This is a genomic window from Microbacterium ginsengiterrae, from assembly GCF_014205075.1.
GTDB lineage: Bacteria > Actinomycetota > Actinomycetes > Actinomycetales > Microbacteriaceae > Microbacterium > Microbacterium ginsengiterrae.
The window spans coordinates 1997698-2015107 of record NZ_JACHMU010000001.1 but is presented as its reverse complement, the minus strand read 5'-3'; the positions used below and the strand labels follow the sequence as shown (position 1 = coordinate 2015107).

Below are 17410 nucleotides of genomic sequence, written 5' to 3'. Positions count from 1 at the left end.
CCCTGTGACGACGAGGGAGGTTTCGTGGAACTGACGACTGGCCACAAGCGTCGGGCGGTGCCGCTGATAGTCATGCTGTTGAGTGCTCTGCTCGCAGCGGCGATGCTGTTCATCGCTGCTCCGGCCGCACATGCCGAGAGCGATGACAGCAGCACGAGCACGAGCGCAGACAGCGATGAGGGCGCCGACGAGCAGGAGGTCACCGACTTCTTCTTCGCCGGCGTCATCCGTTTCGAGGACGACCCGGTCCCCGACGTGACCGTCTCGATCGAGGGCAACGGCTTCGAGGCCGAGACCGAGACGGACGAGACCGGCCGGTGGACGCTGTACGTCCCCGAACGCGACACCTACACTCTGACGGTCGACGAGTCGACCCTCCCCGACGGCGTGATCGTCGAAGGCGACTCCGCCTCGCAGGAGGTGGAGTTCGGACTCGGCAACCGCGTCATCATCAACCTCTTCCTCGGCGAGGGGGTGCGCGAGACGACGACCTTCCTCGACCAGTTCGTCGAGCGCCTCATCAACGGCCTGAACTTCGGGCTGCTGCTCGCCCTCGCCGCGATCGGCGTCTCGCTGATCTTCGGCACGATGAACCTGACGAACTTCGCGCACGCCGAGATGGTCACCTTCGGCGCGGTGATGGCGGTCGTGTTCGGGGTGAGCCTGGCACTGCCGATGTGGCTGACGATCCCCCTCGTGGTCGTCTGCGGTGGGATCTTCGGACTCCTCATGGACGTGGGCCTGTGGAAACCGCTGCGAAAACGTGGGATGGGCATCATCCCGCTCATGATCGTCAGCATCGGCTTCTCGTTCGCGCTGCGCTACGTGTTCCTGTTCTTCTTCGGCGGCGGCACGGTGCAGCTGCCGAACGCCGGTGCACCGAAGATCCAGATCTGGGGCCCCATCCGCCTCAGCGTGATCGACATGATGTCGATGGGGCTCAGCATCGTCGTCCTCGTCGCCGTCGCCTTCTGGCTGCTGCGCACTCGGACCGGTAAGGCGACGCGAGCGATCTCCGACAATCCCACGCTCGCGGCGGCATCCGGCATCAACGTCGACCGGGTCATCCGCATCGTGTGGATCCTCGCGGCAGCGCTGGCCGCACTCGGCGGCATCCTGTGGGCGTACTTCCGCCCCGGCGTCCGCTGGGACATGGGCGTGCACATCCTGCTGCTGATCTTCGCCGCCGTCACGCTCGGCGGCCTCGGCACCGCGTTCGGTGCGCTCATCGGCGCGATCGTCGTCGGGGTGCTCGTCGAGCTCTCGACACTCTGGCTGCCCTCCGACCTGAAGTACGTCGGGGCGCTGGCCGTCCTCATTCTGGTGCTGCTGTTCCGACCACAGGGCATCCTCGGTCGAAAAGAGAGGATCGGTTGACCATGGACTGGGGAGCGATTTTCAGTAACACGGCAGCATGGATGCTGAGCCCGACGACGATCGCCTACGCGATCGCGGCGACGGGTCTCGCGGTGCACTTCGGCTACGCCGGACTGCTCAACTTCGGTATGGCGGGGTTCATGGCGATCGGCGCGTACAGCTACGCGATCTCGATCCTCTCGTTCGGACTCCCGTGGTGGGTCGGAATCCTCGTCGGCATGGTCATGTCGACGCTCTTCGCCCTCATCCTCGGCATCCCGACCCTGCGGCTGCGGGCCGACTACCTTGCCATCGCGACCATCGCGGCGGCCGAGATCGTCCGCCTGCTGTTCACGTCTACGGCGTTCGAGGAGTTCACCAACGCGGCCGACGGCCTCGGCGGCTACCACGCGGGATTCCGGGCGGCGAACCCCTTCCCCGAGGGCACGTACGGCTTCGGACCCTGGACCTACAACGCCAACCAGCTGTGGGTGCGAGTGTTCGGCCTGCTCGTGCTCGCGGTGTGCATCTATCTGGTGTGGGCACTCATGCGCAGCCCGTGGGGCCGCGTGCTCAAGGGCATCCGCGAGGATGAGGACGCCGTCCGGTCGCTCGGCAAGAACGTCTTCTCGTACAAGATGCAGGCGCTCGTCATCGGTGGTGTCATGGGCGGACTCGGAGGCGCGGTCTTCGCCCTCCCCTCCGCGGTGGTGCCGGCCAGTTACACGACGTCGCTGACGTTCTTCATCTGGACGATCCTGCTGCTCGGTGGTGCGGCGACCGTGTTCGGTCCCGCGCTGGGCGCGCTGATCTTCTGGGTCATCATGGCGTTCCTCGAGGGCGTGCTCCCGAGCCTCGCCTCGGAGGGCATCCTGCCCATGTCGTCGATCCAGGCGGCCACCCTCCGGTTCGTCATCGTCGGAATCGCCCTCATGCTGCTGGTCATCTTCCGGCCGCAGGGACTCCTCGGAAACAAGAGGGAGCTGACCTTTGTCAAATAACAACATCCCCGCGGACCCCGCGGCTCCGCGCACCGGACGGATCAAGACCGTCGGGCTGCACAAGGGCGAGGCCGTCCCCGGGTGCGAGAAGAACGATCCGATCCTCGTCGCCGACCACGTGACACGCCGCTTCGGCGGACTGACCGCGGTCGACGTCGACCATCTGGAGATCCCGCGCAACGCGATCACGGCGCTGATCGGCCCGAACGGTGCCGGAAAGACGACCCTGTTCAACCTCCTGTGCGGGTTCGACAAGCCGAACACCGGCAAGTGGAGCTTCGACGGGCATCAGCTCTCCGGAATCCCCTCGTTCAAGGTCGCCCGCATGGGCCAGGTGCGCACGTTCCAACTCACCAAGGCCCTGTCGCTGCTCACGGTCCTCGAGAACATGAAGCTCGGTGCGCCGGACCAGAAGGGCGAGAGCTTCTTCCGAAGCCTCATCCCCGCCATCTGGCGCACGCAGGACACGGAGCTCGAGGCCAAGGCGATGGACCTGCTCGCCCGGTTCAAGCTCGACAACAAGGCGCAGGACTACGCGGCGAGCCTGTCCGGCGGGCAGCGCAAGCTCCTCGAGATGGCCAGGGCGCTCATGCGCGATCCCAACCTCGTGATGCTCGACGAGCCGATGGCCGGCGTCAACCCGGCGCTGACGCAGTCGCTCCTGGACCACATCCTCGACCTCAAGGAGCTCGGGATGACGGTGCTGTTCGTCGAGCACGACATGAACATGGTCCGGCATATCGCCGACTGGGTGGTGGTGATGGCCGAGGGTCGTGTCGTGGCAGAGGGGCCGCCGGAGTCGGTCATGCAGGACCAGGCCGTGATCGACGCCTACCTCGGCAGCCACCAGGATGTCGATCTCGGAGTCGTCACCGGTCGGTACTCGGGCGAGCTCGACGAGTCCGCGTCCGAGATGCTGGCGGAGATCCGCGAGGAGCACGAAGCCGCCGTGCAGGCGGCCGAAGAGGAGAACTCATGAGCACGCCGGCCACCGCATCATCCGAGGCGCACGTCCCGAGCTCGGGCGAGATCGTCGTCGAGGTCAAGGGCCTCACCGCGGGATATCTGCCAGGGGTGAACATCCTCACCGACACCAACCTCACGGCCGCCAAGGGCGAGCTCATCGGCATCATCGGCCCCAACGGTGCCGGCAAGTCGACGCTGCTCAAGGCGATCTTCGGCCAGGTGAAGGTCCGAGGGGGCGACATCCTCGTCAACGGCGAGAGCATCGTCGGTCTGAAGGCGAACGAACTCGTCCAGCGCGGTGTCGGCTTCGTCCCGCAGACCAACAACGTGTTCCCCTCGCTGACCATCGAGGAGAACCTGCAGATGGGGATCATCCAGCGGCCGAAGGCGTACCGGGAGCGGTTGGAGTTCGTCACCGGCATCTTCTCCGAGCTGAGCGCTCGTCTGAAGCAGCGCGCCGGGTCGCTCTCCGGCGGCGAGCGGCAGATGGTCGCGATGTCACGGGCGCTGATGATGGATCCGTCCGTCCTGCTGTTGGACGAGCCGTCCGCCGGGCTCTCCCCCGTGCGCCAGGACGACGCCTTCATCCGAGTCTCCGACATCAACAAGGCCGGCGTCACGACGATCATGGTCGAGCAGAACGCGCGGCGTTGCCTGCAGATCTGCGATCGCGGGTACGTCCTCGACCAGGGCCACGACGCGTACACCGGCACGGGACGCGAGCTGCTGAACGATCCGAAGGTGATCGGACTGTATCTGGGCACGCTCGGGGAGGAATGACCCGCAGTCATGCGCACGGGCCATAGGCTCGTGCGCATGACGAGCATCCTTTATCTGGGCGGAACAGGCACGATCAGCGCGGCATGCGTCCGCCGCTCGGTCGAGCGCGGACACGACGTCACGGTCGTCAACCGGGGGAACGCGCGGCGCGACCTGCCGGACGGGGTCACCGCCGTGTCGGCGGACGTGCGCGACGCGGCAGCCCTCCAGGAGGCGCTGGGCGGGCGGGAGTTCGACGCGGTCGCCGACTTCCTCTCCTTCACCCCCGCCCACGTCTCCACCGGCCTCGACGTGTTCGGCGAGCGCACGGGACAGTACGTGTTCATCAGCTCGGCGTCCGCGTACCAGAAGCCGCCTGCCCGGGTGCCGGTCACCGAGCGGACACCGCTGGAGAACCCGTTCTGGAAGTACTCGCGCGACAAGATCGCGTGCGAGGACATGCTGACGGCCGCCGCGGACGAGCGGGGCCTGCCGCTGACGATCATCCGCCCGTCGCACACCTACGACGAGCAGCTGTTCCCCACGCTCGGCGGGTGGACCGACATCGTGCGCATGCGTACGGGCCGGCCTGTCGTCGTGCACGGCGATGGCACGAGCCTGTGGACCATCACCCATTCCGACGACTTCGCGGTGGCCTTCACCGGCCTCATCGGGCACCCCGGAGCGATCGGTGAGGACTTCACGATCACGGGCTCGCATGCCCCGACCTGGAACCAGATCTACGAGTGGCTCGCCCAGGCCGCAGGCGCGGAGGCGGATCTCGTCCACGTCGCCTCAGAGACGATCGCCCTCGTCGCCCCCGACCTGGGCCCTGGGCTGGTGGGCGACAAGGCGCACTCCATGCTGTTCGACAACGCGAAGGTCCAGGCGCTCGTGCCGGAGTTCGCCACCACGATCACCTTCGACGAGGGTGCCAGGCGGATCCTCGCCTACTACGACGCCCACGCCGAGGCGCAGGTCGTGGACCAGCAGCTCGACGCGCAGTTCGACCGCTTGGTCGCGCACGCCCGCTCGGTCGCCTAGCTCCGCGCACACGCGAAGAACGCCGGATGCCATCGGCACCCGGCGTTCTTCTCAGGCGTATCAGTTGATGCGCTCGTGGGTGTTGTCCGCGCCGTACTGGAAGACACCGATGGTGGCCTCGGTCGGGTCGCCGTTGTCGTCGAACGTGATGGCGCCGGAGTAGCCGTCGTAGTCGGCCGTGCCGCCGTCGAGGATGATCTGGGCGCACGCCTCGAACGAGTCGCACTTCTCGCCGTCGCCGGAGCCACCGGAGACCTCCTGCAGCGCGCCGGCGATGTCGGCGCCCTCCGTGGAGTTCGCCACCAGGGAGGCAAGAGCGAGCAGGACGACCGCGTCGTAGGACTCAGCGGCGTAGTTGAAGTCCTCGAGCTCTTCGCCCGACTGCTCCTGCCACTGGTCGATCAGACGCTGCTGGAAGTCGTCGGCGAGCACGGGACCCGGCTGGGTGCCCTTGCTGCCCTCGATCGAGACCGGCATGTTCTCGCCCCACTGCTGCGTGTTGCCGTCGACGAAGTAGAACTTGCTGCCGTCGAAGCCGTTGGAGATGAAGGCCGGGACGATCGTCGAGGTCTCCTCGAAGCCGATCACCGCGATGGCGTCGGGGTTCTGCGCGAGGATCGTCGAGACCTGGGCGTCGAACGAGGTGTCGTTGGCGTTGTACGCCTCGGATGCGACGACCGTGCCGCCACCCGCTTCGAAGTTCTCCGTCAGCGAGGCCTCGAGGCCGGAGCCGTACGCGTCGTTGAGGTAGATGATGCCGAGGTTGGCGTAGCCGTCGAGACCGATCTCGCTGGCGAGGACCTCACCCTGGAGCAGGTCGCTCGGAGCGGTGCGCCAGTAGAGGTTCTCATCGGGCCAGTCGGTGAAGTCCGGCGACGTGTTCGCCGGCGAGAAGGTGATGACACCGGCGCTGACCGCCTCGTCGAGGAACAGCTTCGTCACGCCGGAGGATGCCGCACCGATGAGGGCGGACACCCCGGAGTCGATCAGACGCGGGACCGTGGTCTCGAAGGCCTTGTTGTCGGGGTCGCCCGAGTCGCCGTACTCGACCTCGACGGTGATGCCCATGTCGGCGGCGTTGATCTCGGCGACGGCGAGACCGACACCGGCCTCCTCGGGCGGGCCGAGGTAGGCGAGCTGACCGGTCTGCGGCAGGACGGTTCCGATGCTGAGCGTGAGGTCCTCACGGTCAGTGGGTGCCGACGGCTCGGACCCCTCGTCGGTCGTTCCGCCGCTGCAACCCGCCAGGATCATCGCGCTCGCGCTGACCACGGCGATGCCGCCGAGGACCTTTCGCGCGCGCTTGCTTGTGAAGACGCTCATGGTGCTCCCTTGCTATTTCATGATTCCCGAACGACTCGGGCGCCGTCCGTGACACCAAGCTATACGCGAAAGGTACCCCGGAATGTTGCGATGCGTTAACGGTGTGAAACAGGAACATCTCGGATCGATAACGTCTGCTACGCGCTCGCTCCGCAAGGTGCTCAGGTGATCGGAGCGGGCCGGATGCGGCGACCGCGGCGTGCGGCGATGACGAGGTCGACGATGAACACGGCCACGGCGATCCACACGATGGCGAATCCGATCCATCGCTCGGTGGGCATCGGCTCGTGCAGGATGAGCACACCGGTGAGGAACTGCATGATCGGCGTCATGAACTGGATCATGCCGATCACGGTGAGGTCGATGCGCCGGGTGCCTGCTGCGAACATCAGCAGCGGAACCGCGGTGACCACACCGGCGAAGACCATCAGAAGGGTGTGCCACGGGCTGACCGTACCCAGCGTGATGCCGGTGGTCTGCCCGACGATGACGAGCTGGACGATGGCGACGGGGAGCAGCCACAGGGACTCGAGGGTGAGTCCGCTGAGTGCGTCGACGGAGGGGCCGATCTTCTTCTTGACGAGCCCGTAGATGCCGAACGAGGCGGTCAGCGACAGCGCGATCCAGGGGAACGCGCCGTAGGCGACGATGATGACGACCACGGCGACCATCGCGATGGCGATCGCCACCCACTGGAGCCGGCGGATGCGCTCGTGCAGCACGAAGACGCCGAGCAGGACGGTGGCGATCGGGTTGATGAAGTAGCCGAGCGACGTCTCCACGACGTGGCCGGTGAGCGTACCGATGACGAACACCTGCCAGTTGACGTAGATGAGCGCTCCGGCAAGAGCCGTCCAACCGAGCAGACGCGGCTGACGCATGATCGCGATGATGCGCCGCCATCCACGGGTCACCGTGAGGAGCGCGATGCAGAACGCGAAGGAGAACAGCACCCGGGCGGCCACGATCTCCCACGGGCCGGCCGGCACGAGGAGCAGGAAGTACAGCGGCAGAACGCCCCAGAGCAGATAGGCGCCGCCGGCGTAGGCGACTCCGGTCGCGCGGGTTCGCGGGGTGGAAACGATGCTCACCGATACACCTTAGAGCCCTTCGAACATGCTCCGGAGTGAGCGGTCCGAGCGCGGTCGCAAGATTTCTCCGTCGAATCGATTATCTCTCTGGCGTTCCCCTCGAAAGAGGCCTATAGTGAGCACACCTAAGCAGTGAAGCTCTACCCGGTCCTCCGACTGCGCCCCCAGTCCTGGATCTCATGATGACGTGAGAGACGTTCCTTTCGCTCTCGCCATCGATGTCGGCAGCAGCCGTGTCACAGCGGCCGTCGTCCACATCGCGCGCGAGGCATACGACGATCCGACACTGTTCTCGCTAGGCGCTAGTGGGCACAGCGCTCCTTCGGCTGCGTTCGTCGACGAGCAGGGCGGACTCCTCTTCGGCGTGGACGCCGAGCAGCGCGGAATCCTCGAACCTCACCGTCTGACTCGCGAGTTCGCGCATGACGTCGGAACCGACACCCCCGTCGTCGTCGGGGCTCGTGCCGTCTCCCCTGACGACCTCGTCGCTCGGATGTGCGCCTGGATCGCGGACGAGGTCACCACGGCGATGGGTGATCGACCCGACCGCGTCGCCGTCACACACCCGGCGTCGTGGGGCGGCCACCGCATCGAACGGCTGGGCGCCGCGCTGAGCCGAGCGGGCATCGGTGAGGCGATCCTCGTGAGCGAACCCGCGGCGGCGGCCGCGCAGCTCGAAGCATCGCACCCGGTCGACGCGGGGCGGCTGGTCGCCATGTACGACCTCGGGGGCACGCGATTCGACGCGCGCGTGCTGCGACGCCGCCGTTCCAGCGGCCGGTACCAGCCCGTCGGCGAACTCGTGCGCATCGACCAGCTCGGCGGCGCGAACTTCGATGATGCGCTGCTGCGGCATGTGCTCGGCACCGGGCCGATGGTCGTCGACGACGCCACACGCAAAGCACTCGCGCGCGCCCGTCACGACGTCGTCGCCGCGAAGGAGCTGCTCTCCTCGGCCGGCGATGCCACCGTCCACCTCACGATGCCGACGGGCGAGGCGAGTGTGCGCATCACGCGCTCGGAGTTCGAGGCCATGATCGACGCCGACCTGGAGCGCACCGTCGAGGCACTCGACCTCGCGATCGAATCGGCGACCGGCGGCGTCGACCACGTCGAGGCGATCATGCTCACCGGCGGATCGTCTCGCATCCCGCTCGTGGCGCAGCGTCTGTCGCAGCGCTTCGATCTGCCGATCGTCGCCGAGGCGGACCCGCAGTCCACCGTGGCGCTCGGTGCGGCGCGGATCGTCGGGGAGCAGATGCGCGAGGACGCCTCCGCTGCCCCCAGCACTGCCCTGGCGACGATCGCAGCCACCGAGAAGGCCCCCGCTCCTCGGCCGCAGGCCGAGCCGGAGCGAGGCCGTGTCCTCGCGTTCCTGCGCCCGGTCCTCGCCGGCAAGTCGCGGTCGACCTCCCCTGTGCTGCTGGCAGGGGCCGCCGCGTTCATCGCGATCACCATCGTCTTCAGCAGCACCACCGCCGCCGGCACCCGCTGGCCCGATTATGTGCAGGAGGCCGCGGCCGCTCTGCTCCACCTGCCGATGGCGAGCAGCACCAGCGGCCCGTCGGCGCAGTCGGGGCCCGCCGATGGGCCCCCGCAGGCCGTCCCCGTCTCCGAGCAGCAGCCGCAGAGCCGAACCGACCGCACCACCGCGAAGTCGGAAACGCGCTCGACCGCCGCGCCGGCGCGCAAGTCCAACCGGCCGCAGGCGGACTCGTCGTCGACGTCGTCGACGTCGTCGAAGCCGTCGAAGAGCTCCGGCCTCAAGTCCTCCCCGGGCGCGCCGTCGTCCGGGTCCAAGCCCACCCCCGGCTCGCCGAACGACGGCGGATCGTCCGGGACGACGAATCCGCCCGCCTCCGGCAACCCGCCCGCCGATCCAGGGACACAGGAGGGGACGCCGGGCGGATCCACCCCGGACACGCCACCGGTGACGACCGATCCAGGGCCGTCGCAGCCGGAGACACCGGCCGACCCCGAACCGACGCCGGTCGACCCGCCGCCGGCCGATCCGACGCCGGTGGATCCGACGCCCGTCGATCCGGCGCCGGAGCAGCCGGCGGAGGACCCGGCCCCGTACGTCGAGACGCCACCGACCCCGGAAGCGACGCCCGGCCCCGCGCCGGAAGCCGTCTGACCCGCCAGGCAGATGACGCTCCTCACCGACGCTCCGCACGCGCCCGCCACGGCGACGAGGGAAGACGCACGCCCCGCGCCGCACCACAGACCGGGTGCGGCCGTGTGGGAGCGCATGATCGCCCCGGCCGTGGACGCCGTACGCGAGGCTACACCGCGGGCCGTGATCGTCGGCAATGCCGGGTCCGGGAAGACCGTCACGCTGCACCATCTGCGAGACCTCCTCGACGACCGTTCTCGGGACACCCTCCTCGTCGGCCCGCGCAGTCCTGACATCGGCGGCAACCCGCCGTCGCGATCGCTGATCGTCGACGACCTGCACCTCGCCGACGACGCGCAGCTCACGCGTCTCCTCGAGCGCGCCGCCGACCCTGATGCGGGGCTCATCGTTGCCCTGCGCCCCTCCGCGTGGAACGAACGGCTCGTCGAGGTCACGCGGCTGCTCGAACGAGGAGGGCCGACGATCGTGCTCGGGCACGTCTCCGCGGTCGATGCTGCGGACTTCGCGCGAACGCTCGGCGTCGCGATGCCCGATTCGTGCCTGCGTGACATCCTCGAGTTCACCGGCGGCGTGGCGTGGCTCGTCGCCGACGTGATCCGGCTGCACGACGATCTTGGCTGCGGCGGCGATGGTCGGCATCGCGGCGTGCGTGAACTCATCGAGGAGCGCATCGCCCACCGGCTCAGCATGCTGGCCCCGCCGCTGCGTGCACACGTCGAACAGGCCTGCCTCGGAACGCTCGGGAGTGGCGGTACGGCCGAGACTTCGGACCTCGGCATCCAGGCATACGCGGAGGGCCTGCTGCTGCGCAGCGGCCAGCCTGTGCCGCTCGTGCGGACAGCCGTGCAGGCAGACACCCCGACGGAGCGCCTCGTGGACCTGGGACGTGCGACCGGTACCGACCCCGCCGATGCGCTGGTGCGACATGCGGATACTCTGCTGGCGTCGCATCCCACGCGCGCGGCGGAACTGTACGAGAGCGCCGCGCAGCTCGGTGTCCCCATCGCCTCGCTCGCCGGGCGCCGGGCCGCGGCCGCGTGGTCGGTGGGTGACCTCGATGCGGCGAGCGCGCTCATCGACGAGGTCGGCGCTCCGGGCACTCGTCCACCGGCATCGGACGGGGATGCCGCGGACCGTGACCGCCTCGTCGACACGGCAGCCGCGATCTGGTCGGCGCGCGGCATGATGCATCAGGCCGTCACGGTGTACCGATCGGCACCGCCGGCGGATCCCATCTCGGCGGTGCGCGCGCGGATGGCCGGGTTCGCCGTCGGAAGCATCGAGACGGATGCGGCAACCGAGACCGTGGCGCCGTCCACCCTCGGCGTCGCGATGAGCATGATGCGTCGGGGACTCGACGCCTCGCTCGCCCCCGATCAGGCGGAGGCGGCACTGGCTGATCTCGTACGCGCTTCCGAGATGTTCACCGCCTCGCACTCCCCCGATGGCATTCCGGAGCTCCCGGCAGTGATCGCGGCGAACGTCGCGCTGAACCTCGGTGGTCTCGCCACGGCGCGCTCGATCATCGACGACGCGATCGCCGGCGAACAGGGCGGCCGCTGGGCGCGGTCGAGACTGCTGCTGTGGCGCGCGTGGATCGCCGTGCAGATGGCGCGACCCGCAGAGGCCAAGAGCGCTCTCGCCGACGCGGTCCCGATCCGATGCCCGAGGGACGAACTGCTCGCGCACGCCGTCCACGTCGCCATCGCGCGGCGCTACGAGGACGCCGCCGGACTTGAGAGCGCCTGGCGCCAGGCGAGGGCGGTGCTGCTGCGCGTCGACGTCGACCTCTTCCTGCTGCATCCCCTCGCCGAGCTCGTCAGTTCGGCATCGCGCGTGGGTGACACCGACCGCATCCGTCCGCAGTTCCGTCGTGCGCTGGACATCATCGCGCGGATCGACGAACCGGCCCTGTGGTCGGCGCATCTGCACTGGGCCGGCATCCAGAACGGCATCCTCCTCAACAGGCCCGAGTCGCTGCGGCCGCACGCGAAGGCACTCGTGGCGGCTTCCTCGAACAGCCGCGTCGCAGCGACGATGGCGAAGGCGGGGCGGGTGTGGACGGCGGTCCTCGGCGGGACGGTCGACGCCGATGCGGTCGAGAAGGGCGCACACGGTCTCGCCTCGATCGGTCTGGTGTGGGATGCCGCCCGGTTGGCGGGGCACGGCGCCGCTCGTTCGCAGGATCGGAAGGTCTCGTCGCGCCTGCTCGCCTGTGCACGCGAACTGCACCCGCTGGACGGCTCGCGGCGCGCGATGGCGGCGGGCGCCACCGGGGCGTCAGCGTCCGCGGAGGCTGCGCCGAATCAGATCCTCAGTGAGCGGGAACTCGAGGTCGCCCGTCTCGTCGTGGAGGGTAAGACCTACGCCGAGATCGGCGAGGCGATCTTCATCTCGCCGCGGACCGCGGAGCACCACATCGCGCACATCCGGCGCCGGCTGGGCGCGAACTCGCGGTCGGAGGTCATCGCGAAACTGCGCCAGCTGCTCGGGCCGGAGGCCTCCTCTCCGAGCGCCAACGGTCCGCACCCCGGGGACAGAGCAGGACCCCCCTGAGCACCCCCCCTATCTATCGGGGCCACCCCCGATGCCCGCCCGCACACGAGCCAATACGCTCGTCAACAGCTCCCCACGTGATTCGATACTCGGTACAGACGAAGAGGTCACCTCATGAGTTCACCTGTCGCGGTCATCGCAGACGCGCTGATCGCCTTCATCCTCAGCCTCCTGCGCGACCCGGATGCGGTCGAGGAGTTCGAAGCCGATCCGGAGGGGGCGATGTTCCGCGGCGGAGTGCAGGACGCCTGCGCCGCCGACGTGCGCGCGGTCGCGCCCGTCATCGTCGATCACCCTTCCGTCACTCCGAAGCCTCCTGGGCCTCCGAACCCGCCGAACCCGCCGGAGCCGCCGGACCCCGTCGTCAAGGAGATCATCCGCCTGGTGAGTTCGTTCACGTCCATCGACGCCCGCTCGACGATCGTCGACCAGTCGGTGAATCAGAACATCTGGACCAACGGCGGAGACGTCACGCAGATCTTCGACCAGGAGGCCGTCGTCGCCTCCGGCGATGACTCCGTCGCCGCCGGCAACAACGCGACGGTCACCCACTCCGACACCGACATCACCACCGGTGACATCTCCATCGGCAACGACGAGTTCAACGACTCCTTCAACCAGGACAACTCCGACAACTCGACCATCGACGACTCCTTCCAGGACAACTCGACCGACGACGCCTCGAACAACGCCACGGTCGACGATTCCTTCCAGGACAACTCCACGGACGTCGGCGTCGCCGCCACCGACAGCAATGTCGCCGACAGCAACGTCGTGGTCGCGCCGCAGCCGGTCGCGGTCGTCATGATGGACGAGCCCGCCGATGTGCTCGAGTCGGACATGACCGCGGCTCCCGAGGAGTCGTACGAGGCGGATGCCACCGCCGCGGTCGTCGACGACACCGTCTACGAGGACGCACCGGCAGAGCAGTGACCATCCAGTCGAACCCGGCTCCCGGCAACGGGAGCCCGCCACGACGGGAGGCCCCGGGGCGGCCTCCCGTCCGTGGCGTCAACGCCGCACCGGTGCTCGTCAAAGTCCCGCCGCCGTTCTCCGTACGGTTCAGTCAGTTCTTCTGGATCATCAGCTTCACCGTCGGCGCGTTCACCCTGGTGTACTTCTTCGTCATCCGGGAGGACCTGCTGCCGCTCATCGCCGAACGGGCGGAGAAGGTCACCGCCGGTCGCGGTGAGGCGACGTATGAATCAGCGGCCGACATCATCTTCTGGGTGGTGTTCGCCCTGATGATCGGGGTGCTTCTCGTCCAGATCACCCTCATGGTGTCGTTCATGAGCAGGCGTCCGCATGTGCGGTGGTGGCAACTGGCGACGCTGTGCCTGCAGGTGCTCCTGGTCCTGTTGTCACCGGAATGGGTGGCGCTGGGTGAGCGCGGCGAGTCGATCCCACCCCTTCTTGCGGCGCAGGCCGCGCTGGTGCTGCTCGCCCTGTTCAGCAGCATCATGCCCCGCGCCATCCGCTGGACCGCCCGCAAGCACGACGTCCGACGCGGACCCGAGAGCCCGGCCGGCGCCGACTTCTGAGGCGATCGCCTCCAGGCTGCGGAGGATCACCTGGCACACGCCGACGGTCGCTCGCTCCGCGAGCGGAGACGCTGCGAGGTGACGCCAGTGGTCGATCTCCTCGGTGACACGCGCACGCAGGGTGTCGCCGTCGGCGTCCTCCGGAAGACCCAGCCGGGTGGCCGCGCCGATGCCGTCGACACCGGCGATGCGCTCGGCCGCGTCGACCTCGCCCTCCGGCAGCGGGAGGCCGTCCGAGCGCGCCATCGCCAGCAGATCCAACTCGCGCAGGGTGTGCGCGCCGAGGGTGATGCGCTCGATCCCGGCGTGCACCTCGTCGAGCCCGTCCCGCGGGTGCTCGCCGAGCACCCGCTGCAGCTCGAGGAGCACACCGCGCGTCTTCAACGTCGCCGCCCTGGCGTGGAACTGCGCCGCGACGAAGTCCTGCAGCTCGATCAGACCGCTCTGCTGCACCATCTGCTCGGACAGCTCGGAGGAGGAGCGCACGCCGCCGCGGATGAGCGCGGTCGCCAGACGCACTCCGAAGATGCCGAACCGCGCGAGCAGGTCCTCGCGGACGGCGGTGCTCAGTGCCGTGGCAGACGTCGGCCGGGTGAACCGGTCCGCGGAGACGAGCAGCCTGTCCCTGGCACCTCGCTCGAGCCCGGCGAGCTCGCGCAGCGCGATGTATTCGCTCTCGCGCAGCGTGCGGGCTCCCTCGGCGAGGAGGCCCGCCACCGGCACGACGCGCAGCACCAGCGAGGCGAGATCGCCGTCGCGCTCATAGCGCTGGGCGACCTTGCCCGCCGACAGCAGAGAGTCGATGCGCCCCGACCCGATCTCGTCGGCGCGCGAGAGCACACCGACGGCGCAGACGCTGCGCGCGCTGCCCGCGGCCGTGTCGCGGAACGCCTCGAGGAAGTGCACGTCGGCGCCGTGCAGATGCCGCATGAGGTACACCACGGCATCCGCGGTGGACGGGGATTCGTCGGGGGTGAGGAACCGCCGGGTGCGGGCGGAGGTGTCCTCAGACAGCGAGGCGATCCCCGGGGTGTCGATGAGGATCACGTCCTTCAGCCCGTCCAGCGGCCAGCCGATGTCGATCCATTCGACCTCTTCGGCCGTGAGATCGCCGAGGCTCAGCACCAGCCGGCCGCCCTCGCGGCGGATCGGCATGCGGCGCGGCACACCACGGCGGGGATGCAGGGTGATGGAGGGTGTCGCGCTGTAGCGGTACCAGGTCACCACGCGCGTGCACTCCCCGGTGTCCGTCGGGGCGATCTGCTCGCCGAGGATCGCGTTCAGCAGCGTCGACTTGCCGGCCTTGACCATCCCGGCGATCGCGAGTCGGAGTGGCTCATGGAGCCGGTTACGCAGCGCCGTGATCTCCGCGAGCGCGGCGGAGTCCCGGTGATAGATGTCTGCGGCGGCGGCCAGCACCGAGTCCGTGTCGGCGATGACGTCGGCCGTCATCCGACGATCTCCGCGTCGACGGGAGTGTCGGCATCCTTCCGGCTGGGCGGGGCAGGCAGACTCTGCATGACCGGCGGCGGGAGGACGGGGATGAGATCACGGATGCGATCGAGGCGGGCGATCTTGTCCTGCAGCGCCTCGACACGATCGTCGCGCGTCGCCGTGTAGGTCCCCGCTGCGGCCTTCGCCGAGGTGAGCGCGTCGGACAACGACCGATGCAGCTCCTCCGCCATCGAGCCGAAGTGGTCACGGGCCGTCCGCTGCACGAGGCGCAACCGATCCTTGAGCTGCTTGCCGACCTGGAAGATCACCTCGTCGATGTAGCGGCGGACGAGTTGCTTCGCCTCCTGCTGTCGTCGGTTCAGGCGTGCGCTCATGTCCTCGCGATAGGCACGGCGCCCGACCAGGACACCGGCAAGGAGCGAGAGCGGGTTGATCAGTGCCATACCGATCAGGCCGGTTGCGAGTCCGACCATGAGCACCCCGCCGTACGATCCGCGCACGCCGATGAAGATCTTCTCGCCCGCACTCAGAGTTCCGGCATCCAACCCGGAGATCGGGTCGACCGGGTCGAGCACGCCGTCGGTGCCGCCGACGTCGATCGCCGGGATCGCGGATTCGCCCTGACTGAACAGATCGGCGACCTCCTCGGAGATCCACCGTGAGCGCTCGTCCGTCCACACGAAGGTCTCGGTGATCGCGGCTGTCGTGCGCTGGTCGAGCCACTCGGTGATCTGATCCCAGATCGGCCCGGGGTCGCCCTCGTCGATGGCCTGCTCCGCCTCCCGCTGCACGGTCCGGAGCCGGTCGCGCAGGTCGTGCTCCATGTCGGCGATGAGATCCGTGATCCCGTCGGTGAGGGTCACCTGCCAGCGCGCTGAGCGACCGCGGAACTCGTCCGCCTTGGCCTTGGCGTCCTCCAACTCCGCGATCATGCGCGGGGTGTCCTGCGGGTTCTGCAGGGCGTGGAGCTCCGCGCGCAGAGAGACCGAGAGCTGCTCGACGACCGAGTGCAGGTCGTGCACGGCGCTGCGTTCATGGATGACCTCGGCACGGCCGAGGACCTCGCGACGCAGGTGTGCGACGAGCGCGGGGAAGCCGGACTCCTCGTTGAGTTCGCGGTCCTGCGTCTGCGCCGCGAGCAGCCGCAGGTCGCTCGAGACGGAGAACATCGGCACGTCGCCGACCTGCTCGAGGTGTCCTCGATCGATCTGCTCGACCTGCCGCCACTGCGGATACAGGTCGGTCTTGGCCAGCACGGCGGCGACGTTCGGCGAGATGCGCATGGCGTGCTTGAGGAACTGCACCTCGGGTTCGGTGTACTCCTGCGAGGCGTCGGAGACGACGAGGACGGCATGCGCGGTGGAGAGCGCCGACAGGGTCGCCAGCGCATTGGACGAGTCGAGCCCGCCGACCCCTGGTGAGTCGACGAGTTTGAGGCCGCCCTTGAGGATCTCGCGCGGCAGCATCACCTCGGCGGAGAGGAGGTTGCGCTCGTTCGACGGGTTGCCGTGCTCGGAGACGAACTGCGGCAGGTCCTCGAGCGCGATCTCCTGCCGTTCGACGGCAGGGGTGACCGAGAGTGGAGCGGAGCGCGGCGCCGTCGGATCCGACTGCATGAGCACCCATGCCGACGGCACCTCCGCATAGCCGACCGTCATCGGCACGCTCGTGGCCACGTCGTCGTCGACAGGGCATGCCGGCGCGTTCACCAAGGCGTTGATGAGCTTGCTCTTGCCCTGCTTGAACTCACCGACGACGATCACCCGCACACCGGGGTCGCGCAGACGGGCCCTGGTCTGGTCGAGGCGCTCTGCGAGGTCGGCGCGCCCGCTCGACGCGGCGAGATCGCCGACATCGCGGACGACATCGACGATCGCGGCGCTGTGTTCTTCTTCTCTGTCCGGCACGTGAACCCCCATGTCCCGCTGCCTCTTCCCGTCAGCCGGGGAAGTCCGTCTCGAACGTCCCGCCATCGTCATCGATGACGGTGTCCACCCCCGTATCGCCCCACAGGGAATCGCTGTCGACGTCCCAGTCGGACGCGTCGACGTTCTCGATCTCCTGGGTGAAGGCGTTCAGCCCCGACGGGTCGGCGAACGGGTCAGCCGGCCCCTCCCACGGCTCGTCGTCGAAGCCGGATGAACCGGTCCCGCCGAGCTCGTCGCTGGACATCGCGTCACG

13 protein-coding genes are annotated in these 17410 nt (G+C 68.6%); 8 read left to right on the top strand and 5 right to left on the bottom strand.

Annotated features, from left to right (window positions below; genetic code table 11):
* The first annotated feature begins 72 nt into the window (after positions 1-72).
* The 5 genes from HD600_RS09880 to HD600_RS09860 are packed head-to-tail and all read left to right on the top strand — an operon-like array spanning position 73 to position 5126.
* The gene (locus tag HD600_RS09880) at positions 73-1377 is read left to right on the top strand and encodes an ABC transporter permease subunit (protein WP_144796062.1); all 1305 of its coding nucleotides are present in this window, start codon (positions 73-75) and stop codon (positions 1375-1377) included.
* A gap of 2 nt (positions 1378-1379) precedes the next feature.
* Positions 1380-2357: a branched-chain amino acid ABC transporter permease gene (locus tag HD600_RS09875; RefSeq protein WP_144795894.1), complete on the top strand. Its 978-nt coding sequence runs from the start codon at positions 1380-1382 to the stop codon at positions 2355-2357.
* A 4-nt stretch (positions 2358-2361) separates the two neighbouring features.
* Entirely contained in the window at positions 2362-3336 is a 975-nt protein-coding gene (locus HD600_RS09870; RefSeq protein ID WP_422120172.1) for an ABC transporter ATP-binding protein, read from the top strand.
* Positions 3333-4103 (top strand): ABC transporter ATP-binding protein, encoded by a 771-nt coding sequence (locus HD600_RS09865; protein WP_184283358.1) that lies wholly within the window; start codon positions 3333-3335, stop codon positions 4101-4103. The genes HD600_RS09870 and HD600_RS09865 overlap by 4 nt, the downstream gene beginning before the upstream one ends.
* Positions 4104-4139: 36 nt before the next feature.
* Positions 4140-5126, top strand: a complete 987-nt coding sequence (locus HD600_RS09860) for an NAD-dependent epimerase/dehydratase family protein (protein ID WP_184283356.1) — start codon at positions 4140-4142, stop codon at positions 5124-5126.
* 60 nt (positions 5127-5186) lie between these two features.
* Here the strand turns inward: HD600_RS09860 and HD600_RS09855 are convergent, their stop codons facing one another.
* Both HD600_RS09855 and rarD read right to left on the bottom strand, forming a co-directional pair.
* Positions 5187-6449 (bottom strand): ABC transporter substrate-binding protein, encoded by a 1263-nt coding sequence (locus HD600_RS09855; RefSeq protein WP_144795897.1) that lies wholly within the window; start codon positions 6447-6449, stop codon positions 5187-5189.
* A 161-nt stretch (positions 6450-6610) separates the two neighbouring features.
* Positions 6611-7540 carry an EamA family transporter RarD gene (gene rarD, locus HD600_RS09850; RefSeq protein ID WP_184283354.1) on the bottom strand — a complete coding sequence of 310 codons (930 nt, stop codon included), beginning with the start codon at positions 7538-7540 and terminating at the stop codon, positions 6611-6613.
* A gap of 187 nt (positions 7541-7727) precedes the next feature.
* On the opposite strand from rarD, the gene HD600_RS09845 reads away from it, so the two are divergent.
* From HD600_RS09845 to HD600_RS09835, 3 genes are all read left to right on the top strand, one after another.
* A complete protein-coding gene (locus HD600_RS09845; protein WP_184283352.1) occupies positions 7728-9677 on the top strand; it encodes an Hsp70 family protein in 1950 nt (649 codons plus the stop codon).
* Between the two features lie 12 nt (positions 9678-9689).
* A complete protein-coding gene (locus HD600_RS09840) occupies positions 9690-12233 on the top strand; it encodes a helix-turn-helix domain-containing protein (RefSeq protein ID WP_184283350.1) in 2544 nt (847 codons plus the stop codon).
* Positions 12234-12347: 114 nt separating this feature from the next.
* Entirely contained in the window at positions 12348-13166 is an 819-nt protein-coding gene (locus HD600_RS09835) for an IniB N-terminal domain-containing protein (protein ID WP_144795901.1), read from the top strand.
* A gap of 428 nt (positions 13167-13594) precedes the next feature.
* On the opposite strand, the gene HD600_RS09830 is transcribed toward HD600_RS09835, so the two are convergent.
* The 3 genes from HD600_RS09830 to HD600_RS09820 are packed head-to-tail and all read right to left on the bottom strand — an operon-like array spanning position 13595 to position 17401.
* Positions 13595-15226, bottom strand: coding sequence for a dynamin family protein (locus HD600_RS09830; RefSeq protein WP_184283348.1), 1632 nt, complete (start codon positions 15224-15226; stop codon positions 13595-13597).
* A complete protein-coding gene (locus HD600_RS09825; protein ID WP_338402214.1) occupies positions 15223-17136 on the bottom strand; it encodes a dynamin family protein in 1914 nt (637 codons plus the stop codon). Before HD600_RS09825 ends, HD600_RS09830 begins: the two co-directional genes overlap by 4 nt.
* Before the next feature lie 31 nt (positions 17137-17167).
* Entirely contained in the window at positions 17168-17401 is a 234-nt protein-coding gene (locus HD600_RS09820; protein ID WP_184283344.1) for a hypothetical protein, read from the bottom strand.
* Positions 17402-17410: the final 9 nt, after the last annotated feature.